This window comes from Streptomyces auratus, assembly GCF_050433025.1.
GTDB classification, from domain to species: Bacteria; Actinomycetota; Actinomycetes; order Streptomycetales; family Streptomycetaceae; genus Streptomyces; species Streptomyces sioyaensis.
Window position 1 is genome coordinate 3,723,689 of the sequence record NZ_JBNGCB010000001.1, and the last position, 19,097, is coordinate 3,742,785.

At 65.3% G+C, this 19,097-nt stretch carries 30 protein-coding genes; 5 read left to right on the forward strand and 25 right to left on the reverse strand.

From position 1 onward, the window contains the following. Nucleotides 1-158 precede the first annotated feature (158 nt). From rplO to rpsJ, 21 genes are all read right to left on the reverse strand, one after another. Nucleotides 159-614: a 50S ribosomal protein L15 gene (rplO, locus tag BKA18_RS16010; RefSeq protein ID WP_366047713.1), complete on the reverse strand. Its 456-nt coding sequence runs from the start codon at nt 612-614 to the stop codon at nt 159-161. A 1-nt stretch (nt 615) separates the two neighbouring features. Next, complete coding sequence (rpmD, locus tag BKA18_RS16015; protein WP_006604889.1) at nt 616-798, reverse strand: 50S ribosomal protein L30; 183 nt, start codon at nt 796-798, stop codon at nt 616-618. Continuing rightward, nucleotides 798-1,400 (reverse strand): 30S ribosomal protein S5, encoded by a 603-nt coding sequence (gene rpsE, locus BKA18_RS16020; RefSeq protein WP_006604888.1) that lies wholly within the window; start codon nt 1,398-1,400, stop codon nt 798-800. Before rpsE ends, rpmD begins: the two co-directional genes overlap by 1 nt. Nucleotides 1,401-1,446: 46 nt before the next feature. Then, complete coding sequence (rplR, locus tag BKA18_RS16025) at nt 1,447-1,830, reverse strand: 50S ribosomal protein L18 (RefSeq protein ID WP_006604887.1); 384 nt, start codon at nt 1,828-1,830, stop codon at nt 1,447-1,449. A gap of 3 nt (nt 1,831-1,833) precedes the next feature. Further along, nucleotides 1,834-2,373, reverse strand: coding sequence for a 50S ribosomal protein L6 (gene rplF / locus BKA18_RS16030; protein ID WP_006604886.1), 540 nt, complete (start codon nt 2,371-2,373; stop codon nt 1,834-1,836). A 22-nt stretch (nt 2,374-2,395) separates the two neighbouring features. Beyond that, the gene (rpsH, locus tag BKA18_RS16035; protein WP_006604885.1) at nt 2,396-2,794 is read right to left on the reverse strand and encodes a 30S ribosomal protein S8; all 399 of its coding nucleotides are present in this window, start codon (nt 2,792-2,794) and stop codon (nt 2,396-2,398) included. A 240-nt stretch (nt 2,795-3,034) separates the two neighbouring features. Further along, the gene (locus tag BKA18_RS16040; protein WP_003956452.1) at nt 3,035-3,220 is read right to left on the reverse strand and encodes a type Z 30S ribosomal protein S14; all 186 of its coding nucleotides are present in this window, start codon (nt 3,218-3,220) and stop codon (nt 3,035-3,037) included. Nucleotides 3,221-3,225: 5 nt separating this feature from the next. Beyond that, complete coding sequence (rplE, locus tag BKA18_RS16045) at nt 3,226-3,786, reverse strand: 50S ribosomal protein L5 (protein WP_006604884.1); 561 nt, start codon at nt 3,784-3,786, stop codon at nt 3,226-3,228. Next, the gene (rplX, locus tag BKA18_RS16050; RefSeq protein WP_006604883.1) at nt 3,786-4,109 is read right to left on the reverse strand and encodes a 50S ribosomal protein L24; all 324 of its coding nucleotides are present in this window, start codon (nt 4,107-4,109) and stop codon (nt 3,786-3,788) included. Before rplX ends, rplE begins: the two co-directional genes overlap by 1 nt. 3 nt (nt 4,110-4,112) lie before the next feature. Continuing rightward, on the reverse strand, nt 4,113-4,481 hold the full coding sequence (gene rplN / locus BKA18_RS16055) for a 50S ribosomal protein L14 (RefSeq protein ID WP_003998823.1): 369 nt from the start codon (nt 4,479-4,481) through the stop codon (nt 4,113-4,115). 104 nt (nt 4,482-4,585) lie between these two features. Continuing rightward, nucleotides 4,586-4,867: a 30S ribosomal protein S17 gene (gene rpsQ / locus BKA18_RS16060; protein WP_006604882.1), complete on the reverse strand. Its 282-nt coding sequence runs from the start codon at nt 4,865-4,867 to the stop codon at nt 4,586-4,588. After that, nucleotides 4,867-5,091, reverse strand: a complete 225-nt coding sequence (gene rpmC, locus BKA18_RS16065) for a 50S ribosomal protein L29 (RefSeq protein WP_006604881.1) — start codon at nt 5,089-5,091, stop codon at nt 4,867-4,869. Before rpmC ends, rpsQ begins: the two co-directional genes overlap by 1 nt. Beyond that, nucleotides 5,091-5,510 carry a 50S ribosomal protein L16 gene (gene rplP, locus BKA18_RS16070; RefSeq protein WP_006604880.1) on the reverse strand — a complete coding sequence of 140 codons (420 nt, stop codon included), beginning with the start codon at nt 5,508-5,510 and terminating at the stop codon, nt 5,091-5,093. The genes rpmC and rplP overlap by 1 nt, the downstream gene beginning before the upstream one ends. 5 nt (nt 5,511-5,515) lie before the next feature. Further along, entirely contained in the window at nt 5,516-6,346 is an 831-nt protein-coding gene (rpsC, locus tag BKA18_RS16075) for a 30S ribosomal protein S3 (RefSeq protein ID WP_006604879.1), read from the reverse strand. Continuing rightward, nucleotides 6,346-6,693, reverse strand: a complete 348-nt coding sequence (gene rplV, locus BKA18_RS16080; RefSeq protein WP_006604878.1) for a 50S ribosomal protein L22 — start codon at nt 6,691-6,693, stop codon at nt 6,346-6,348. The genes rpsC and rplV overlap by 1 nt, the downstream gene beginning before the upstream one ends. 44 nt (nt 6,694-6,737) lie before the next feature. Beyond that, a complete protein-coding gene (gene rpsS, locus BKA18_RS16085) occupies nt 6,738-7,019 on the reverse strand; it encodes a 30S ribosomal protein S19 (RefSeq protein ID WP_006604877.1) in 282 nt (93 codons plus the stop codon). Between the two features lie 12 nt (nt 7,020-7,031). Continuing rightward, nucleotides 7,032-7,868 (reverse strand): 50S ribosomal protein L2, encoded by an 837-nt coding sequence (gene rplB, locus BKA18_RS16090; RefSeq protein WP_006604876.1) that lies wholly within the window; start codon nt 7,866-7,868, stop codon nt 7,032-7,034. Between the two features lie 39 nt (nt 7,869-7,907). Continuing rightward, a complete protein-coding gene (gene rplW / locus BKA18_RS16095; RefSeq protein ID WP_006604875.1) occupies nt 7,908-8,231 on the reverse strand; it encodes a 50S ribosomal protein L23 in 324 nt (107 codons plus the stop codon). Beyond that, nucleotides 8,231-8,881, reverse strand: coding sequence for a 50S ribosomal protein L4 (gene rplD, locus BKA18_RS16100; RefSeq protein WP_006604874.1), 651 nt, complete (start codon nt 8,879-8,881; stop codon nt 8,231-8,233). The genes rplW and rplD overlap by 1 nt, the downstream gene beginning before the upstream one ends. Nucleotides 8,882-8,889: 8 nt before the next feature. Further along, the gene (gene rplC, locus BKA18_RS16105) at nt 8,890-9,534 is read right to left on the reverse strand and encodes a 50S ribosomal protein L3 (protein ID WP_006604873.1); all 645 of its coding nucleotides are present in this window, start codon (nt 9,532-9,534) and stop codon (nt 8,890-8,892) included. Nucleotides 9,535-9,548: 14 nt separating this feature from the next. Beyond that, nucleotides 9,549-9,857: a 30S ribosomal protein S10 gene (gene rpsJ, locus BKA18_RS16110; RefSeq protein ID WP_003948644.1), complete on the reverse strand. Its 309-nt coding sequence runs from the start codon at nt 9,855-9,857 to the stop codon at nt 9,549-9,551. Nucleotides 9,858-10,409: 552 nt separating this feature from the next. Between rpsJ and BKA18_RS16115 the strand changes: the two genes are divergently transcribed. The 5 genes from BKA18_RS16115 to BKA18_RS16135 all read left to right on the forward strand — a co-directional run bounded on the left by BKA18_RS16115 (nt 10,410) and on the right by BKA18_RS16135 (nt 14,230). Continuing rightward, nucleotides 10,410-10,859, forward strand: coding sequence for a hypothetical protein (locus BKA18_RS16115; protein WP_366047712.1), 450 nt, complete (start codon nt 10,410-10,412; stop codon nt 10,857-10,859). Nucleotides 10,860-10,933: 74 nt separating this feature from the next. Further along, entirely contained in the window at nt 10,934-12,736 is a 1,803-nt protein-coding gene (locus tag BKA18_RS16120) for a YwqJ-related putative deaminase (RefSeq protein WP_366047711.1), read from the forward strand. A gap of 31 nt (nt 12,737-12,767) precedes the next feature. Continuing rightward, the gene (locus BKA18_RS16125) at nt 12,768-13,244 is read left to right on the forward strand and encodes an SUKH-3 domain-containing protein (RefSeq protein ID WP_366047710.1); all 477 of its coding nucleotides are present in this window, start codon (nt 12,768-12,770) and stop codon (nt 13,242-13,244) included. Continuing rightward, nucleotides 13,237-13,626 carry a YwqJ-related putative deaminase gene (locus BKA18_RS16130; protein WP_366047709.1) on the forward strand — a complete coding sequence of 130 codons (390 nt, stop codon included), beginning with the start codon at nt 13,237-13,239 and terminating at the stop codon, nt 13,624-13,626. The genes BKA18_RS16125 and BKA18_RS16130 overlap by 8 nt, the downstream gene beginning before the upstream one ends. Nucleotides 13,627-13,633: 7 nt before the next feature. Beyond that, entirely contained in the window at nt 13,634-14,230 is a 597-nt protein-coding gene (locus BKA18_RS16135; RefSeq protein WP_366047708.1) for an SUKH-3 domain-containing protein, read from the forward strand. Nucleotides 14,231-14,567: 337 nt separating this feature from the next. Here the strand turns inward: BKA18_RS16135 and tuf are convergent, their stop codons facing one another. The 4 genes from tuf to rpsL form a co-directional block, all read right to left on the reverse strand. Further along, nucleotides 14,568-15,761 carry an elongation factor Tu gene (tuf, locus tag BKA18_RS16140; RefSeq protein ID WP_006604872.1) on the reverse strand — a complete coding sequence of 398 codons (1,194 nt, stop codon included), beginning with the start codon at nt 15,759-15,761 and terminating at the stop codon, nt 14,568-14,570. 158 nt (nt 15,762-15,919) lie between these two features. Continuing rightward, a complete protein-coding gene (gene fusA, locus BKA18_RS16145) occupies nt 15,920-18,040 on the reverse strand; it encodes an elongation factor G (protein WP_093483806.1) in 2,121 nt (706 codons plus the stop codon). 39 nt (nt 18,041-18,079) lie between these two features. After that, nucleotides 18,080-18,550, reverse strand: a complete 471-nt coding sequence (rpsG, locus tag BKA18_RS16150; RefSeq protein ID WP_004571813.1) for a 30S ribosomal protein S7 — start codon at nt 18,548-18,550, stop codon at nt 18,080-18,082. A gap of 2 nt (nt 18,551-18,552) precedes the next feature. Next, nucleotides 18,553-18,924, reverse strand: a complete 372-nt coding sequence (gene rpsL / locus BKA18_RS16155) for a 30S ribosomal protein S12 (protein WP_003948652.1) — start codon at nt 18,922-18,924, stop codon at nt 18,553-18,555. Nucleotides 18,925-19,097 lie beyond the last annotated feature (173 nt).

The window sequence follows — 19,097 nt, forward strand, 5'->3', positions numbered from 1 at the left end:
GGCCAAACCACGCGGACACGGCCCACGCGGCGGGGACCGGGGCCCGGGGCCCCGGAAATAACGGTCCATGCCACCTTACCGGCGACGGAACCCCCGTGGAACGACCAACCGGGGATGCCCCATTCGCTGGGCATCCCCGGTCAGTTGAAGCAACGAACTCAGATGAGCTCGGTGACGCTGCCGCCGGCAGCGGCGATCTTCTCCTTGGCGGAGCCGGAAACGGCGTCAACCGAAACCTGCAGCGCCACGGAGACCTCGCCCTGGCCCAGGACCTTGACGAGCTCGTTCTTGCGCACCGCGCCCTTGGCGACCAGATCGGCCACCGTGACCTCGCCACCCTGCGGGTAGAGCTCGGCCAGCTTGGCCAGGTTCACGACCTGGAACTGCTTGTGAGCGGGGTTCTTGAAGCCCTTCAGCTTCGGGAGGCGCATGTGGAGGGGCATCTGCCCGCCCTCGAAGCGCTCCGGAACCTGGTAACGGGCCTTCGTGCCCTTGGTACCACGACCAGCGGTCTTACCCTTGGACGCCTCACCACGACCGACACGGGTCTTGGCGGTCTTGGCGCCCGGGGCGGGCCGGAGGTTGTGGACCTTCAGCGGGTTGTTCTCCGCCATGTCAGTCGACCTCCTCAACCGTCACGAGGTGGCGGACGGTGTGCACCATGCCGCGGAACTCGGGGCGGTCCTCCTTGACAACCACGTCGTTGAGCCGCTTGAGGCCCAGCGAACGGAGGGTGTCGCGGTGGTTCTGCTTGCTACCGATGTAGGACTTCGTCTGCGTGATCTTGAGGTGCGCCATTACGCGGTCACCCCAGCACGCGCCCGCAGCAGAGCGGCGGGAGCAACGTCCTCCAGCGGCAGGCCACGACGGGCCGCGATCTCCTCGGGGCGCTGCAGGCCCTGAAGCGCGGTCACCGTGGCGTGCACGATGTTGATCGGGTTGGACGAGCCGAGCGACTTGCTCAGCACGTCGTGGATGCCCGCGCACTCCAGAACGGCACGCACGGGGCCACCGGCGATCACACCGGTACCGGGGGAAGCCGGCTTGAGCAGGACGACGCCCGCAGCCTTCTCGCCCTGGATCGGGTGCGGGATGGTGCCCTGGATACGGGGGACCTTGAAGAAGTTCTTCTTGGCCTCTTCCACGCCCTTGGCGATGGCAGCCGGAACTTCCTTGGCCTTGCCGTAACCGACACCTACGGTGCCGTCACCGTCGCCCACCACGACCAGCGCGGTGAAGCTGAAGCGACGACCACCCTTGACAACCTTGGCGACGCGGTTGATCGCGACAACGCGCTCAACGTACGCGGTCTTCTCGGCGGCAGCGCCACCGTCGCGACCCTTCCGGTCCCGCCGCTCGCCGCCACCGGCACCGCTCCCGCGGCGCTGGGGTCCAGCCATTGGATTTACCTCTCTCTGTTACGTCCGCTAGCTCCGGAACCGGGGCTTAGAACTTCAGCCCGGCTTCGCGGGCGGCGTCGGCCAGAGCGGCAATCCGCCCGGCGTACTGCTTGCCACCACGGTCGAACACGACGGCCTCGACACCGGCGGCCTTGGCACGCTCAGCGACCAGGGAGCCGACCTTCTGGGCCTGGGCGCTCTTGTCGCCCTCGCCACCACGGATCGACGCGTCCAGGCTCGACGCCGAGGCCAGCGTGTGGCCCTGGATGTCGTCGATGACCTGCGCGGTGATGCCACGGTTGGTCCGCGTCACCACCAGACGCGGACGCTCCGGGGTACCCGAAATCCGCTTACGGATGCGGATGTGGCGACGCTTGGCGGCGGCGCGCTTGTAAGCGTCACCCTTCGCGATCTTCACACCGTATGCCATGGCTTACTTACCAGCCTTTCCGACCTTGCGGCGGATGACCTCGCCGGCGTACTTGACGCCCTTGGCCTTGTACGGGTCAGGCTTGCGCAGCTTGCGGATGTTCGCCGCCACCTCGCCGACCTTCTGCTTGTCGATCCCCTCGACACTGAGCTTGGTCGGGGACTCGACCTTGAAGGAGATGCCCTCGGGCGCCTCGACGACGATGGGGTGGCTGTAGCCCAGCGCGAACTCCAGGTTGGAGCCCTTCGCCTGAACGCGGTAGCCGACACCGCTGATCTCGAGCGCCTTAGTGTGCCCCTGGGTCACGCCGGTGATCATGTTCGCCACCAGCGTGCGGGACAGGCCGTGCAGGGCCTTGTTCTGACGCTCGTCGTTCGGGCGGGAGACGTTGATCACGCCGTCCTCACCCTTGGCGACCTCGATGGGCGCCGAGACGGTGAGCGAGAGGGAACCCTTGGGGCCCTTCACCGCGACCGTGCGGCCCTCGATGGTGACGTCCACACCAGCGGGAACCTGGATGGGCAGCTTGCCAATGCGCGACATTAGCTATTCCTCCGTTCCCTGGTTACCAGACGTAGGCGAGGACTTCCCCACCCACGCCCTTCTTGCTGGCCTGCTGACCGGTCAGGAGACCGTGGGACGTGGAGATGATCGCCACGCCCAGGCCGCCGAGGACCTTCGGCAGGTTGGTGGACTTTGCGTAGACCCGGAGGCCCGGCTTCGAGATCCGCTTGATGCCGGCGATCGAGCGCTCGCGGTTCGGGCCGAACTTCAGCTCGAGGACGAGGTTCTTGCCAACCTCTGCGTCCTCGACACGCCAGCCGGTGATGTAACCCTCCTGCTGGAGGATCTCCGCGATGTGCGACTTGATCTTGCTGTGCGGCATCACGACGGTGTCGTGGTACGCCGAGTTCGCGTTCCGCAGACGGGTCAGCATGTCTGCGATGGGATCAGTCATGGTCATGAATTGGCCTTCGGCCTCTCTCGCCGGGGTTTCCTATGTGCGCCATCCCTCTCCCCGATCAGAGTCGGGACGGGTGCGGCGCGGGGACCTACGGCGTAGTAAGCGACGTTATGCGGGCTCGGCCCGCGGTCGGTCTCGGGCGGCGGGGCGCCCAAACCCTTCTAGCCTACGGGACAGAAGGGGTGGGGCGCCCGCCGACCGAATGCTTACCGAGAGCTTCTGGTCATCCCAACTAAGGGATTACCAGGAGCTCTTGGTCACGCCCGGCAGCTCGCCACGGTGAGCCATCTCACGAAGGCACACGCGGCACAGGCCGAACTTGCGGTAGACGGAGTGCGGACGGCCGCAGCGCTGGCAGCGCGTGTACGCACGCACACCGAACTTCGGCTTGCGAGCAGCCTTGGCAATCAGAGCCTTCTTCGCCATCTCGCTCACGCCTCCTTGAACGGGAAGCCGAGGTGACGAAGGAGGGCGCGGCCCTCGTCGTCGTTGGTCGCCGTGGTGACCACGGTGATGTCCATACCCCGGGTGCGGTCGATCTTGTCCTGGTCGATCTCGTGGAACATGACCTGCTCCGTGAGACCGAAGGTGTAGTTGCCCCGGCCGTCGAACTGCTTCGGGGACAGACCACGGAAGTCGCGGATGCGCGGCAGCGCGAGCGACAGCAGACGGTCCAGGAACTCCCACATGCGGTCACCGCGGAGGGTGACGTGGGCACCGATCGGCTGGCCCTCACGCAGCTTGAACTGCGCGATGGACTTACGGGCCTTGGTGACGGCCGGCTTCTGGCCGGTGATCGTGGTGAGGTCGCGGATGGCGCCCTCGATCAGCTTGGAGTCGCGGGCGGCGTCGCCCACACCCATGTTGACCACGATCTTGGTCAGACCGGGGATCTGCATGACGTTCTCGAGCGAGAACTCGTCCTTCAGCTTCCCGGCGATCTCTTCGCGGTAGCGCGTCTTGAGACGCGGCGCGTTGGTGGTGGCAGTCATCAGATGTCCTCACCGGTCCGCTTGGCAACGCGGATCTTGTTGCCCTCGTCGTCGAAGCGGTATCCGACGCGGGTGACGACCTTGTTCCCGTCCTTCTCCACGACCAGCTGAACGTTGCTGACGTGGACCGGAGCCTCGGTCGTCACGATGCCGCCGGTCTTCGACCCACGAGCGGTCTGTCCGGCCTTGGTGTGCTTCTTGACCCGGTTGACACCCTCGACCAGGACGCGGTCCTCGCGGGGGAAGGCCTGGATGACCTTGCCCTGCTTGCCCTTGTCCTTACCGGTGATGACCTGGACCAGGTCGCCCTTCTTGATCTTCATCGGTTACAGCACCTCCGGCGCGAGCGAGATGATCTTCATGAACTTCTTCTCGCGCAGCTCCCGGCCCACGGGGCCGAAGATGCGGGTGCCGCGGGGGTCGCCATCGTTCTTGAGGATGACGGCCGCGTTCTCGTCGAAGCGGATGTACGAGCCGTCCGGACGGCGGCGCTCCTTGACGGTGCGAACGATGACCGCCTTGACGACGTCACCCTTCTTCACGTTGCCACCGGGGATCGCATCCTTGACGGTGGCGACGATGACGTCACCGATGCCCGCGTAGCGGCGACCGGAACCACCGAGAACACGGATGCAAAGGATCTCCTTCGCACCAGTGTTGTCGGCGACACGCAGTCGCGACTCCTGCTGGATCACGTCTATCTCCTGAATGTCTGCCGGTTCCCGGCGAGAAGCGCGAGTGCTTCGCGCTTCTCGCCGAGCCTGGCGGAACTGTTCCTAGGGGGTCCCCCTAGGAGGGATTACTTGGCCTTCTCGAGGATCTCGACGATGCGCCAGCGCTTGGTGGCGGACAGCGGCCGGGTCTCCATCAGGAGGACGCGGTCGCCGACGCCGGCAGCGTTCTGCTCGTCGTGCGCCTTGAGCTTGTTCGTACGGCGGATGACCTTGCCGTACAGCGCGTGCTTGACGCGGTCCTCGACAGCGACGACGACGGTCTTGTCCATCTTGTCGCTGACGACGAGACCCTCACGGGTCTTGCGGAAACCGCGCTCGTTCGTCTCAGTCACATTCTTCTCGCTCATCAGGCGCTCTCCACCGTCTCGATGCCCAGCTCGCGCTCACGCATCAGGGTGTAGATCCGGGCGATGTCCTTGCGGACGGCCTTCAGCCGGCCGTGGTTCTCGAGCTGTCCGGTCGCCGCCTGGAAGCGGAGGTTGAACAGCTCCTCCTTGGCCTCACGAAGCTTGCCGACGAGGTCCTCGTCATTCAGCTCGCGCAGCTCGGTCGCCTTGGTACCGGCCGCCATCACGACTCACCTGCCTCGCGCCGCACGATGCGGCACTTCATCGGAAGCTTGTGGGCGGCGCGGGTCAGCGCCTCCTTGGCAACCTTTTCGTTCGGGAAGGACAGCTCGAACATCACCCGACCGGGCTTGACGTTCGCGACCCACCACTCCGGAGAACCCTTACCGGAACCCATGCGGGTTTCGGCCGGCTTCTTCGTGAGCGGGCGGTCCGGGTAAATGTTGATCCAGACCTTGCCGCCACGCTTGATGTGACGGGTCATGGCGATACGAGCGGACTCGATCTGCCGGTTCGTCACGTAGGCCGGCGTCACTGCCTGGATGCCGTACTCACCGAAGGCCAGCTCGGTGCCACCCTTGGCCATACCACTGCGCTTCGGGTGGTGCTGCTTGCGGTGCTTGACCCTGCGAGGGATCAGCATGTCGGTCAGGCCTCCGTTCCGGGGGTCTCCGCCGGAGCAGCGGCTGCGGCCTCGGCCTTGGGGGCCTCGGCAGCGGCGCTCTGCTGCTGCGGCTTGCGGCCGCCGCGGCCACCGCGCTCGCCGCCACCGCGACGCGGGCGGTCGTTGCCGCCACCGCGGGCCGGGCGGTTACCCGCACGGGCGGCAGCGTTCTCGGCGCGAACCTCGGCGATGTTCTTGACGTCGCCCTTGTAGATCCAGACCTTCACACCGATGCGGCCGAAGGTGGTCTTGGCCTCGAAGAAGCCGTAGTCGACGTTCGCGCGGAGGGTGTGCAGGGGCACACGGCCCTCGCGGTAGAACTCCGAGCGGGACATCTCGGCGCCGCCGAGACGGCCACCGCACTGGATCTTGATGCCCTTGGCGCCGGCCTTCATCGTCGACTGCATGCTCTTACGCATGGCGCGACGGAAGGAGACGCGGGAGGACAGCTGCTCGGCGACGGCCTGGGCCACCAGCTGAGCGTCGGTCTCGGGGTTCTTGACCTCGAGGATGTTCAGCTGAACCTGCTTGCCGGTCAGCTTCTCCAGCTCGCCGCGGATGCGGTCCGCCTCGGCGCCGCGGCGGCCGATGACGATGCCCGGACGAGCGGTGTGGATGTCAACGCGGACGCGCTCACGGGTGCGCTCGATCTCCACCTTCGAGATACCGGCGCGCTCCATGCCCTTCGTCATCATGCGACGAATGGCGACGTCTTCCTTGACGTAGTCCTTGTACAGCTTGTCGGCGTACCAGCGGGACTTGAAGTCCGTGGTCACACCGAGGCGGAACCCGTGCGGGTTTACCTTCTGGCCCATTACCGGGTTCCTTCCTTGCTGCTGACGACCACGGTGATGTGGCTGGTCCGCTTGCGGATCCGGTAGGCACGGCCCTGGGCACGCGGACGGAACCGCTTCAGGGTCGGGCCCTCGTCGACGTACGCCTCGGAAATAACGAGGCTGCCGGCGTCGGTGTGGTCGTAGTTGTGTGCAGCGTTGGCAATGGCGCTGTCCAGCACCTTGCCAACCGGCACGCTCGCGGCCTGCGGGGCGAAACGCAGGACCGCCTGAGCCTCCGTGGCATCCATGCCACGGATAAGGTCCACCACGCGGCGGGCCTTCATGGGCGTGACGCGGATGTACCGCGCCTGGGCCCTGGCTTCCATGGTTGTCCCTTCGGTGTCAGTCATAGTCTTCGCACTCCGGTCGATCAGCGACGACGCGACTTGCGGTCGTCCTTCTCGTGGCCGCGGAAGGTGCGGGTCGGCGCAAACTCGCCGAGCTTGTGGCCGACCATCGACTCGGTGACGAACACCGGGACGTGCTTGCGGCCGTCGTGCACCGCGATCGTGTGGCCGAGCATGGCCGGGACGATCATGGAGCGGCGGGACCAGGTCTTGATGACGTTCTTGGTGCCTGCATCGTTCTGACCATCCACCTTCTTGGAAAGGTGGTCGTCGACGAAGGGCCCCTTCTTGAGACTGCGCGGCATCTAAACCCGCTCCTAGCGCTTCTTGTTCGTCTTGCGGCGGCGGACGATGTACTTGTTGCTGGCCTTCTTCGGCGAGCGAGTACGACCCTCCTTCTGGCCCCAGGGCGAGACCGGGTGGCGACCACCGGAAGTCTTGCCCTCACCACCACCGTGCGGGTGGTCAACCGGGTTCATCACGACACCACGCACGGTCGGGCGGACGCCCTTCCAGCGCATACGGCCGGCCTTGCCCCAGTTGATGTTCGACTGCTCGGCGTTGCCGACCTCGCCGACGGTGGCGCGGCAGCGCACGTCGACCAGGCGGATCTCACCGGACGGCATACGAAGGTGGGCCATTGCGCCCTCCTTCGCCAGCAGCTGCACGGAGGCGCCGGCCGAGCGGGCGAACTTCGCACCGCCGCCCGGACGCAGCTCGATCGCGTGGATCGTCGTACCCACGGGGATGTGACGCAGCGGCAGGTTGTTGCCCGGCTTGATGTCGGCGCCAGGGCCGTTCTCAATCCGAGCACCCTGGGCCAGGCCACGGGGCGCGATGATGTAGCGCTTCTCGCCGTCTGCGTAGTGCAGGAGCGCGATGCGCGCGGTGCGGTTCGGGTCGTACTCGATGTGCGCGACCTTGGCCGGCACGCCGTCCTTGTCGTGACGACGGAAGTCGATCACTCGGTAGGCGCGCTTGTGGCCACCGCCCTGGTGGCGAACGGTCACACGACCGGCGTTGTTACGGCCGCCCTTGCTGTGCAGCGGGCGGACCAGCGACTTCTCCGGCGTGGACCGCGTGATCTCGACAAAGTCGGCGACGCTGGAGCCACGACGGCCCGGGGTCGTCGGCTTGTACTTGCGGATACCCATTTCTCAGTCCTCGTCCGATTCCGGACGACTCGGACTCCGTTAGGAGACCGGGCCGCCGAAGATGTCGATACGGTCGCCCTCGGCGAGGGTCACGATGGCGCGCTTGGTGTTCGCACGCTTGCCGTAACCGGTGCGGGTGCGCTTGCGCTTGCCCTGCCGGTTGATCGTGTTGACCCCGGTGACCTTGACCGAGAAGACCGCCTCGACGGCCTGCTTGATCTGGGTCTTGTTGCTGCCGGGCGCGACGATGAACGTGTACTTGTTCTCGTCCAGCAGCGCGTAGCTCTTCTCCGAGACAACCGGCTTGACGAGCACGTCACGCGGGTCCGAGAAGGTCTTGCTGGTGACGACGGCCTCAGTCATCAGGCGTCGCTCCCTTCGGTCTCAGCGGCCTTGGGGCCAGACACGAAGGACTCGAAGGCGGCCTTGGTGAAGACCACGTCGTCGGAGACGAGCACGTCGTACGTGTTCAGCTGGCCCGGCTCCAGGATGTGAACCTGGGGCAGGTTGCGGGCGGACAGCCACGCGGCCTCGTCGCTGCGCTCGACGACCAGGAGCACGTTCTTGCGCTCGCTGACCTTGCCGAGGAGAGTCTTGGCGGCCTTGGTGGAGATGTCGCCCTCGACCACGCCGGAAACGACGTGGATGCGGCTGTTGCGGGCCCGGTCGGTGAGGGCACCGCGCAGGGCGGCGGCCTTCATCTTCTTCGGGGTCCGCTGGCTGTAGTCACGCGGCACGGGGCCGTGGACGATGCCACCGCCGGCGAACTGCGGCGCACGGGTCGAACCCTGACGCGCCCGGCCGGTGCCCTTCTGGCGGTACGGCTTCTTGCCACCGCCGCGGACCTCGCCGCGAGTCTTGGTCTTGTGCGTGCCCTGACGGGCCGCGGCCAGCTGTGCGACAACGACCTGGTGGATCAGCGGAATGCTGACCTTCGCGTCGAAGATCTCCGTGGGGAGCTCGACGGTACCGGCCTTGTCGCCTGCCGGCGAAAGGATGTCAATGGTGCTCATCGGTTACCTCAGGCCCCCTTGGCCGCGGTACGGACCAGGACGAGGCCGCCGTTCGGACCAGGAACTGCGCCCTTGATGAGCAGCAGACCCTTCTCCGCGTCAACGGCGTGGACGGTCAGGTTCTGGGTGGTGACCCGCTCATTGCCCATACGGCCGGCCATCCGCATGCCCTTGAACACGCGGCCCGGGGTGGCACAGCCACCGATGGAGCCCGGCTTACGGTGCACACGGTGGGCACCGTGGGACGCCTTGCCGCCATGGAAGCCGTGACGCTTCATGACGCCGGCGAAGCCCTTGCCCTTGCTCTTGCCGGTCACGTCCACCTTGACGCCGGACTCGAAGGTCTCAGCGGTCAGCTCCTGGCCGAGGGTGTACTCGCCGGCATCGGGAGTACGGACCTCGACGAGGTGACGACGGGGGGTGACGTCGGCCTTCGCGAAGTGGCCCTTGAGGGGCTTGTTCACCTTGCGCGGGTCGATCTCGCCGAAGGCGATCTGGACGGAGTCGTAACCGTCCTGGTCATTGGTGCGCACCTGGGTAACGACACAGGGGCCGGCCTTGACCACAGTGACCGGGACGACACGGTTGTTCTCGTCCCAGACCTGGGTCATGCCGAGCTTCTCGCCCAGGATGCCCTTGATCTGCTTAGCCATCTCTTCCGCGCCTCTCAGAGCTTGATCTCGATGTCAACGCCGGCCGGAAGGTCCAGGCGCATCAGCGAGTCAACGGTCTTGGGCGTCGGGTCGAGGATGTCGATCAGGCGCTTGTGCGTGCGCATCTCGAAGTGCTCGCGCGAGTCCTTGTACTTGTGCGGCGACTTGATGACGCAGTACACGTTCTTTTCAGTGGGCAGCGGCACCGGGCCCGCGACCGACGCACCAGTGCGGGTCACCGTCTCGACGATCTTCTTCGCCGAGGAGTCGATGACCTCGTGGTCGTAGGCCTTGAGCCGGATGCGGATCTTCTGTCCCGCCATGGCTACTTCGTAGTCCTGTCTCTCGTAACGCTCTGGGACCCGGTGCGCTGCGCTCCCTGGGAAGCGCTGTTCTTCTCCGACCCACGCGGTCGGGCGTGTCGCACCCCTTCTCGTAAATCCCCACAAGGGGGATCCTTCAAGAAGGAGAAGGCAGGGGAAGAACACCCACCGGGCGCCTGGCCGAGGCACCCCGCTGACGCTTCCCGGAAGATTCCCGTATTTCCGGCCCTGAGAAGGGACGACGAATACCTGGGACTCGCTTCCAGTCCTCCCGGCGGGAGGCGCGCAGCATCGGCACTCAACCGAGCAACCTGGACAGTGTGCCACACGGGCGACACAGCTGGCCAACTGAAGCGGGAGAGACTACCCGACCGCCGGCCGCAGCGGAGCTCCGCGGGCAGCGGGCGCGTCGAATGGTCGCCGGCTCCTCTCCTGAGAAGCACTGGGCGACCTGTCTGAATCCAGCCAGCGATCATGCGTGCGGCCCTAAACTTCCTGGATGCCGCAGTGCGCCAAACGGCCGCGGTAAGCCCAGGCGGGGGAGGCCGGCAGATGACCAGTGCAGCCATGCGGACCGAGGCCGTGCCTGCGGACGGGGTGCCGGCCACCGGCCAGCTCGTGACCGTACGCAACCGTCAGTGGATCGTCACCGACGTGAGCCGTTCCTCAATCGCCGCGGAGGATCCCCGCCGCGCCGCCGGTGCCGCCGCCCCGCACCTCGTCGTACTCGTCTCCGTCGAGGACGACGCACACGACGAGGAGTTACGCGTGGTGTGGGAGCTGGAGCAGGGAGTGGTGGTCCACGCCTGGCCGGGCGCGTCGCAGCGCTCGGCAGGCGAACCGCCCAACGAGCTCCTCACCACGAACGGGCCACCGCCGCCCCGCGGCCGCGGATTCCGCGCCTCCGCGATCGACGTCGCACCGGCGCCCCGCCATTGCGTAGGACAGAGGGCACGTCGAGTGGCAAGCGGAGTCCTGGCAACGGATCAGCATGTCTCATAAGCAACTTGAGGAACCATTTTCCCAGCTGAGAGGGTCTTCCTAGAGTCAGACGGCCTTCAACGGGGGAAGTTCGCGTGGGTGTGGTACTGCCCGGCTGGGCAGATGAGATTCTCGACATCATCGGGGTGTCGTGGCCAAATGTCGACGAAGACGACTACCGCGATATGGCCGATGCCATGCGGGAGTTCGCCGACGACATCGACGGCGGCTCGAACGAAGCGCACCAAGCCATCCAGGGCCTGGTCTCGTCCGCCGGCGGCTCTCTCGCCGTCGAGGCACTGAACGCCCACTGGGGGAAGATCAACGGCACTCATCTCAGGAACCTCGGCGAGTGCGGTCGGCTGGCAGCCACAGCCATGGACGGCGTGGCGTTGCTCATCGAGGGCGCCAAGGTAGGTGCGATCGTTCAGCTCGGCATCCTCGCAGCAGAGGTGATTGCCGCCCAGGCAGCCGCCCCATTCACCCTCGGACTCTCGGAGATCGGCGCTCTGGCGGGGACGCAGGTCACTCGCCTCGCAGTACGCCGGATCTTCAAAGAGGTCTGCCAACAGGTCGCCGAGCAGGTCATCAGCATCGCCCTGACCCCCGTCGAGGAAGCGCTCGGCGCGATGGTGGGCGACTTGGTCGTGCAACTGGGCGCCAACGCTCTGGGAGTCCAGGACGGTGTAGACCTCGGGCACGCCGCGCAGGCAGGCAAGGGCGGGTTCAAACAGGGCGTCCAGCACGCCAAATCCTCGGCAAAGTCAGCAGCCGACAACCCGATGGAGTTGCTCAGCGCTGGTGGCAGCAGTGGTGGGGGCGGAGGCGGCGTCAGCAGCGGCGGCTTCAGCTTCGACCCCGATGAACACGACCGGGTGGTCACCGGACTGGAGAGTGCTGGCGGTACCTTCCGGAACAAGGCCGGCGGCAAAATCGGCCGAGCCAAGAGCCATCACGGCCGTACGCGCGGCAAAGACGCCATCGCCGACGCCGCGAACACGATGCTCGACAAGGTCATCGAGGGCATTGAGGACGGCGTTAAGAAGACCGCCCGACATCTCGACGACAACATGACCCGCGGTATCAAGCAGATGGCCAAGAACCATCACGAGAACGACCAGAAACTCTCCGACCACTTCAAGAGCCTCGGCAAGGACGACAAGAAGGACCCCAAGAAGCCGCGGTCCTCAGGCGGCAGTGGGCATGATGGCGGCGGGAACGGCGGCCAGTCCGGGGCTTCTGGTGGCAATCCCCGCCACTGGCACGGACGGAGCGCCGGAGAGATGAGGCATCATCGCCGCGACCCCGTCGATGTGTCCCATCTCAATGAGGACTCCCGAATGGAAATGCTGAGCAACGAGTCACGACGCTTGGCCGATGACGCGCGCAACGCCGACCCCAACAACCGGACACCGGGCGGCGACCGAAAAGCCGACGGTTGCGCAGGGAGTCTTTTGCATGACGGCACAGTGACGTCGCACACCAGCACCAATAAACGGAAACCCATCATCACTCCGGCAGATAAGAAACTGATCGACAAGGGTGAGATGGAGAAACCAAAACCGCAGACGAACCCAGAGGCCCATCCGGTAGTACAGCAGGTCCTCGATGACATCGCGTCGGACCCCACGATCGAGAGGGGGCGCGGACACGGGAACTGCGCCGAGGTCTCGCTTATATCCGACCGCTTGCATCAGTTGGATCCCGACGGCACACGCATCACCACGCCCGAGGAAGCGCGACAGGCGCTCACCGGCAGCGCGATACACACGCGGCAGATCGGGGAGGAGCGCGACCGGGAAACAGGTGAAATAACATTGGGGCATGGCGACTACAAGGCTCCCTGCCGTTCCTGTAGCTCGATGCTTCCCAAGCTGGGCGTGAGGCCCCACAGGTAATAGCGGGGCAGCAGCATGAAAGGATTTGACCATGTCGACTGGGCCGGCGCGTGAAGAAATCGATCAACTCTTGGCTGCCGCGGGATGGCATCCCGCTCGCGATATGTCCGACAAAGTGCCCGAGTTGACAGAGTTCGTGATTTCCGACCTGGCGGCGCACGACTGCCAACTCGAGCTGTTCCCAGAAGCGGAAGCGTTCCTGCGTTCCTACGGATTCTTGACCGTAGAGTTTCCCTACGATGCAGAACGCACGGACACGTTCAATACCTGCGCAAGGTTCTGCAGCGATAAGGCCGAAGAGATCTCCGAACTCATGGATGATCTGCAACAATCCGTTTTCCCCGTCGGCTGGGACAAAATGGAGAATGGGCTTGCCGTGATGACCCCCGACGAGCGCATGTTTTATATTCACCACTCGGGAACCTACTACGCAGGGACGGGAATACACGAAGTAATCTCCAGCCTGTACACCGGCCGTCTCCAGCCTATCGAGGATTATCATGTCTAACGTCGTTCCCGGCGTTGCTTCATCCTTGCTTGTGGGAAATCACGTCGTGAGCCACACGAACCTGAGTGGCGATGGAGAACCCAGACTGCACCCCGCCGTTCAGAATTACTTCGATGAACTTCTCATTGCGCAACGGGAGACGTTCCTCGGGTACTGCGCAGAATCCGCGTTGGTTTCCGACCAACTCTGGGAACTGGATTCCCGGCGTCCTGGACTTCCCCCAATCTCGCTGAACGAAGCGGCGCCGCACTTCGCCGGGGCAGCCATGGTCTCGAAGTTGATCAGGGATCACGGGGATCCGGATCACGGCCGCCCCACCGTGCCGTGTGGCGCTTGCCAGGGCCTTCTCGACCAGCTCGGCATCAGATTCATCGAGGGGTGACCGCACCATGGATGCTGAGCAGCATGAACGGGCGCTTCAAGGCGTCGCAGGGGTGTTGGCCAAAGCCGGTTGGTCACCCGGCAGGGAGACCGGCTCACCCTGTCACCTCGCCATCCTGGAAACCATCAGTACGGTCAGCCACCAGGGCAATGAGGCCTGGCAGCTCTTTCCCGCCGCCGAGAAAGCTCTCCAGGAGTTTCACGGGATCGAGCTGCTCCTTGTAGGGCCGGGTATCGAGGTAGCGCGGCACGGACTGGTGGTCGATCCGAGAGAGGGCCGGTTCGCGCTCTCGGCGATGCGGGATCTCACGGAGCGCATCGGAAGCAGACTCTTCCCGTTCGGCTCCTACGGCGATCACTCGGTAATCGCCGTGGACGAGCTGAGCAGGCTCTTTCTCTTGAATCACGGCGGCTGGTGGTTTCTCGGCGATAGCGTGCTGGCCGGTCTGACGACACTCATTCAGGGCCGCCGCCCGTACCGCGTTCGGGCGGACGGGACCTGGGGAGACGTACCGTCTCCGGCACCGGCAGGCTCCGCCGTCGATCACCCCGCCGGCCCGGCGGGCGCCGCGACCGAGAGAGACACGCAGCAAGCATTCGGATAGGGGGAAGGCGCGTCTCGAACGCCCTGGCACGAGTCCGCGGTGACGCCAAGCGCCGTCTGCGAGGGCTCAGCCGAGGCCATACGAGTCACAGCCCTGCCATGCAGGCTGTGCCAAGAAAAGCCCCTGGCGCCCTCTCCAAGGCCAGGAGAGGGCCGTGATGCCGCAAGGTTTACCCCCACCTCGAAATGGCCCGTTGCGGCCCGCATGGGTAATCCGCCCGCCCGCGTGGAAAAACTGCAAGACCGCCTGAACGTCAAGGAGCCCCGCCCACCTGATGGTGGACGGGGCTCCTTGTGAGCTCCGGGGAGCTACGACCGGATCAACCGGATCAGCGAAATTACTTCGTGATCTTGGTGACCTGGCCGGCACCGACGGTCCGGCCACCCTCACGGATGGCGAACTTCAGGCCCTCTTCCATCGCGACGGGCTGGATGAGCTCAACGGTCATCTCAGTGTTGTCGCCCGGCATGACCATCTCGGTGCCCTCGGGGAGGGTCACGACGCCGGTCACGTCCGTGGTACGGAAGTAGAACTGCGGGCGGTAGTTGTTGAAGAACGGGGTGTGACGGCCGCCCTCGTCCTTCGACAGGATGTACGCCTGGGCCTCGAAGGAGGTGTGCGGCGTGACCGAACCCGGCTTGATGATGACCTGGCCGCGCTCGACGTCCTCGCGCTTGATGCCGCGGAGGAGCAGACCGACGTTCTCACCGGCCTGGCCCTCGTCGAGGAGCTTCCGGAACATCTCGATACCGGTGACCGTGGTGGTGGTCTTCTCGGTCTTGATGCCGATGATGTCGACGGTCTCGTTGACCTTGAGGACACCACGCTCGATACGACCGGTGACAACGGTGCCACGGCCGGTGATCGTGAAGACGTCCTCGATCGGCATCAGGAACGGCTTGTCGACGTCGCGCTCGGGCTGCGGGATCGACTCGTCGACGGCGGCCATGAGCTTGAGGACGGAGTCGCCCCACTCCTTGTCGCCCTCGAGCGCCTTGAGCGCCGAGACCTTGACGACGGGAACGTCGTCGCCGGGGAACTCGTACTCGGAGAGGAGCTCACGGACCTCGAGCTCGACGAGCTCCAGGATCTCCTCGTCGTCCACCATGTCGGCCTTGTTCAGGGCGACAACGATGTACGGAACGCCGACCTGGCGGGCCAGGAGCACGTGCTCCTTGGTCTGCGGCATCGGGCCGTCGGTCGCGGCGACCACGAGGATGGCGCCGTCCATCTGCGCCGCACCCGTGATCATGTTCTTGATGTAGTCCGCGTGACCGGGGCAGTCGACGTGGGCGTAGTGACGGTTCTCCGTCTGGTACTCGACGTGCGCGATGGAGATGGTGATACCGCGCTGGCGCTCCTCAGGAGCCTTGTCGATCTGGTCGAAGGCCGAGGCCTCGTTCAGGTCCGGGTACGCGTCATGCAGCACCTTGGTAATGGCGGCCGTGAGGGTCGTCTTACCGTGGTCAATGTGACCGATGGTGCCGATGTTGACGTGCGGCTTAGTCCGCTCGAACTTCGCCTTCGCCACTGGGGTCCTCCTGTGGAGTGGTTCTGTACGCCTTACTCATCGGCGCCAGGTGATCTTTGCTGGGGTGCCGGCTGACGGGGCAATCCTCACGGTTGCGGGGATTGCCCCGTCAGACGGTGTCAAGCCTAAAGCGTGTTCCGACTCTCGGGAGACGGGACTTACTCGCCCTTGGCCTTCGCGATGATCTCCTCGGCGACGTTCCGGGGAACCTCGGCGTAGGAGTCGAACTGCATCGAGTAGCTTGCGCGACCCGACGTCTTGCTGCGGAGGTCTCCGACGTAGCCGAACATCTCCGAGAGCGGAACCAGGCCCACGACGAGCTTGGCGCCGCTGCGCTCCTCCATGGACTGGATCAGACCACGGCGGGAGTTGATGTCGCCGATCACGTCGCCCATGTAGTCCTCGGGCGTGGTGACCTCGACCTTCATCATCGGCTCGAGCAGGGCCGGGGAGGCCTTGCGGGCAGCCTCCTTGAAGGCCATCGAACCGGCGATCTTGAAGGCCATCTCGGACGAGTCGACCTCGTGGAAGGCACCGTCGAGGAGCGTGACCTTCACACCGGTCAGCGGGTAGCCGGCGAGAACACCGAACTCCATGGCCTCCTGGCAGCCCGCGTCCACGGACGGGATGTACTCCCGCGGGATACGGCCACCGGTGACCTTGTTCTCGAACTCGTACCCGTCGCCCTCGAGCGGCGCGATCGCGATCTGCACCTTCGCGAACTGGCCGGAACCACCAGTCTGCTTCTTGTGCGTGTAGTCGAGACGCTCGACCGGCTTGCGCAGGGTCTCGCGGTAGGCGACCTGCGGCTTGCCGACGTTGGCCTCGACCCGGAACTCGCGCTTCATACGGTCGACCAGCACGTCGAGGTGCAGCTCGCCCATACCCGCGATGATGGTCTGGCCGGTCTCCTCGTCGGTGTGCACCTGGAACGAGGGGTCCTCTTCGGCGAGACGCTGGATGGCGACACCCAGCTTCTCCTGGTCGCCCTTGGACTTGGGCTCAATGGCGACCTGGATGACCGGGGCCGGGAACTCCATCGACTCCAGGATGACCTGGTTGGCGGAGTCACAGAGGGTCTCACCGGTGGTGGTCTGCTTCAGACCCATGACGGCGACGATGTCACCGGCACCCACCGACTCGATCTCCTCACGCTTGTTCGCGTGCATCCGGTAGATCTTGCCGATGCGCTCCTTCTTGCCCTTCACCGAGTTCTGCACCTGCGAGCCGGCCTCAAGGCGGCCCGAGTACACCCGGATGAAGGTGAGCTTGCCCAGGTGGGGGTCGCTCGCAATCTTGAACGCCAGGGCGGAAAGCGGCTCGTCCTCGGACGGCTTGCGCTTGATGACCTCTTCCGGGTCGTTGACCGCGTGGCCCTCAATGGCCTCGACGTCCAACGGGGAGGGGAGGTAGCGCACGACCGCGTCGAGCAGCGGCTGCACACCCTTGTTCTTGAACGCGGTACCGCAGAACACCGGGGTGACGGTGGTGTTCTCGGCCTTGCCCGAAGCGATGGTGATCCGGCGGATCGCCGCGTAGAGCTGCTCCTCGGTGGGCTCCTGGCCCTCGAGGTACAGCTCCATGACCTCTTCATCGTTCTCGGCAACGGCTTCGAGCAGCTTGCCGCGCCACTCGTCGGCCGCCTCGATGTGGGTGTCCGGGATGTCGACGGTGTCGTACATCTCGCCCTTGGCAGCCTCGGCCGACCAGACCAGGGCCTTCATCGTGACGAGGTCGACGACACCCTTGAAGTCCATCTCGGTGCCGATCGGCAGCTGCATGACGATCGGGGTCGCGCCAAGGCGATCCGTGATCATGTCGACGCAGCGGTGGAACTCGGCACCCGTACGGTCGAGCTTGTTGACGAAGCAGATACGCGGCACGCCGTAGCGGTCCGCCTGACGCCAAACGGTCTCGGACTGGGGCTCGACACCGGCAACGCCGTCGAACACCGTCACCGCGCCGTCGAGCACGCGCAGCGAGCGCTCCACCTCGACCGTGAAGTCGACGTGGCCCGGGGTGTCGATGATGTTGATGGTGTTATCGACGTCTTCCAGCGGCCAGTGGCAGGTCGTCGCGGCAGACGTGATGGTGATGCCGCGCTCCTGCTCCTGCTCCATCCAGTCCATCGTGGCAGCGCCGTCGTGGACCTCACCGATCTTGTACGAAACACCGGTGTAGAACAGGATCCGCTCGGTGGTGGTCGTCTTGCCCGCGTCGATGTGGGCCATGATCCCAATATTGCGGACCTTGGCCAGGTCAAGCGAAGTGGTGGCCATAGTGGCTCAATCTTCTCTCGGTCTCGATGTGGGTTGCGACTACCAGCGGTAGTGCGCGAAGGCCTTGTTGGACTCGGCCATCTTGTGCGTGTCCTCACGCTTCTTGACCGAAGCGCCGAGGCCGTTGGAGGCGTCGAGCAGTTCGTTCATGAGGCGCTCGGTCATGGTCTTCTCGCGGCGGGCGCGGGAGTAGCCCACGAGCCAGCGGAGCGAGAGGGTGGCGGCGCGGCCGGGCTTGACCTCGACCGGGACCTGGTAGGTCGCGCCACCGACACGGCGGGACTTGACCTCAAGGGTCGGCTTGATGTTCTCGAGCGCGCGCTTGAGCGTGATGACCGGGTCGTTGCCGGTCTTCTCGCGCAGACCCTCCATGGCGCCGTAAACGATGCGCTCGGCGGTGGAGCGCTTTCCGTTCAGCAGCACCTTGTTGATGAGGGAGGTCACCAGAGGAGAACCGTAGACCGGGTCGATGATGACCGGGCGCTTCGGGGCGGGGCCCTTACGAGGCATTCTTACTTCTCCTTCTTGGCGCCGTAGCGGCTGCGAGCCTGCTTGCGGTTCTTGACGCCCTGCGTGTCGAGGGAGCCGCGGATGATCTTGTACCGAACACCCGGCAGGTCCTTCACACGACCACCACGCACGAGCACGATCGAGTGCTCCTGCAGGTTGTGGCCCTCACCCGGAATGTAAGCGGTGACCTCGATCCCGCTGGTCAGACGCACACGCGCGACCTTACGCAGGGCCGAGTTCGGCTTCTTCGGGGTGGTCGTGAAAACACGCGTGCAGACGCCACGGCGCTGGGGGGAACCCTCGAGCGCGGGCGTCTTGTTCTTCTCGACCTTGTCCTGCCGGCCCTTGCGGACCAGCTGCTGGATCGTAGGCACCGTTTCTCCGGTTTCTGTGTGCCAGTCTCGGTAAAGCTAACCTGGAACTTCCCCGACCCACGCGGTCGGGTGTGTCGAATACTGCAGTCCGATCCCTCGCTGGAACGAGCGTGGCGGCAGATTGCGGTGTCAAAACCTGGCTTCCGTACTGAGGGCACTCCCGGCCGGAAGCT

Coding starts and splice junctions, on each gene's coding strand:
- rplD (WP_006604874.1), bottom strand. CDS start 8,881: ATGAGCACCATTGACATCCTTTCGCCGGCAGGCGACAAGGCCGGTACC.
- BKA18_RS16115 (WP_366047712.1), top strand. CDS start 10,410: ATGACCAGTGCAGCCATGCGGACCGAGGCCGTGCCTGCGGACGGGGTG.
- rplW (WP_006604875.1), bottom strand. CDS start 8,231: ATGACTGAGGCCGTCGTCACCAGCAAGACCTTCTCGGACCCGCGTGAC.
- rpsS (WP_006604877.1), bottom strand. CDS start 7,019: ATGCCGCGCAGTCTCAAGAAGGGGCCCTTCGTCGACGACCACCTTTCC.
- BKA18_RS16130 (WP_366047709.1), top strand. CDS start 13,237: ATGTCTAACGTCGTTCCCGGCGTTGCTTCATCCTTGCTTGTGGGAAAT.
- BKA18_RS16135 (WP_366047708.1), top strand. CDS start 13,634: ATGGATGCTGAGCAGCATGAACGGGCGCTTCAAGGCGTCGCAGGGGTG.
- rplX (WP_006604883.1), bottom strand. CDS start 4,109: ATGAAGATCAAGAAGGGCGACCTGGTCCAGGTCATCACCGGTAAGGAC.
- rpsC (WP_006604879.1), bottom strand. CDS start 6,346: ATGGGCCAGAAGGTAAACCCGCACGGGTTCCGCCTCGGTGTGACCACG.
- rpmD (WP_006604889.1), bottom strand. CDS start 798: ATGGCGCACCTCAAGATCACGCAGACGAAGTCCTACATCGGTAGCAAG.
- rpsJ (WP_003948644.1), bottom strand. CDS start 9,857: ATGGCGGGACAGAAGATCCGCATCCGGCTCAAGGCCTACGACCACGAG.
- BKA18_RS16125 (WP_366047710.1), top strand. CDS start 12,768: ATGTCGACTGGGCCGGCGCGTGAAGAAATCGATCAACTCTTGGCTGCC.
- rplC (WP_006604873.1), bottom strand. CDS start 9,534: ATGGCTAAGCAGATCAAGGGCATCCTGGGCGAGAAGCTCGGCATGACC.
- rpsG (WP_004571813.1), bottom strand. CDS start 18,550: ATGCCTCGTAAGGGCCCCGCCCCGAAGCGCCCGGTCATCATCGACCCG.
- rplP (WP_006604880.1), bottom strand. CDS start 5,510: ATGCTGATCCCTCGCAGGGTCAAGCACCGCAAGCAGCACCACCCGAAG.
- BKA18_RS16040 (WP_003956452.1), bottom strand. CDS start 3,220: ATGGCGAAGAAGGCTCTGATTGCCAAGGCTGCTCGCAAGCCGAAGTTC.
- rplB (WP_006604876.1), bottom strand. CDS start 7,868: ATGGGTATCCGCAAGTACAAGCCGACGACCCCGGGCCGTCGTGGCTCC.
- rplE (WP_006604884.1), bottom strand. CDS start 3,786: ATGACTGCCACCACCAACGCGCCGCGTCTCAAGACGCGCTACCGCGAA.
- rpsH (WP_006604885.1), bottom strand. CDS start 2,794: ATGACCATGACTGATCCCATCGCAGACATGCTGACCCGTCTGCGGAAC.
- rplV (WP_006604878.1), bottom strand. CDS start 6,693: ATGGAAGCCAGGGCCCAGGCGCGGTACATCCGCGTCACGCCCATGAAG.
- rplF (WP_006604886.1), bottom strand. CDS start 2,373: ATGTCGCGCATTGGCAAGCTGCCCATCCAGGTTCCCGCTGGTGTGGAC.
- rplR (WP_006604887.1), bottom strand. CDS start 1,830: ATGGCATACGGTGTGAAGATCGCGAAGGGTGACGCTTACAAGCGCGCC.
- rpsQ (WP_006604882.1), bottom strand. CDS start 4,867: ATGAGCGAGAAGAATGTGACTGAGACGAACGAGCGCGGTTTCCGCAAG.
- rpsE (WP_006604888.1), bottom strand. CDS start 1,400: ATGGCTGGACCCCAGCGCCGCGGGAGCGGTGCCGGTGGCGGCGAGCGG.
- rpmC (WP_006604881.1), bottom strand. CDS start 5,091: ATGGCGGCCGGTACCAAGGCGACCGAGCTGCGCGAGCTGAATGACGAG.
- rplO (WP_366047713.1), bottom strand. CDS start 614: ATGGCGGAGAACAACCCGCTGAAGGTCCACAACCTCCGGCCCGCCCCG.
- fusA (WP_093483806.1), bottom strand. CDS start 18,040: ATGGCCACCACTTCGCTTGACCTGGCCAAGGTCCGCAATATTGGGATC.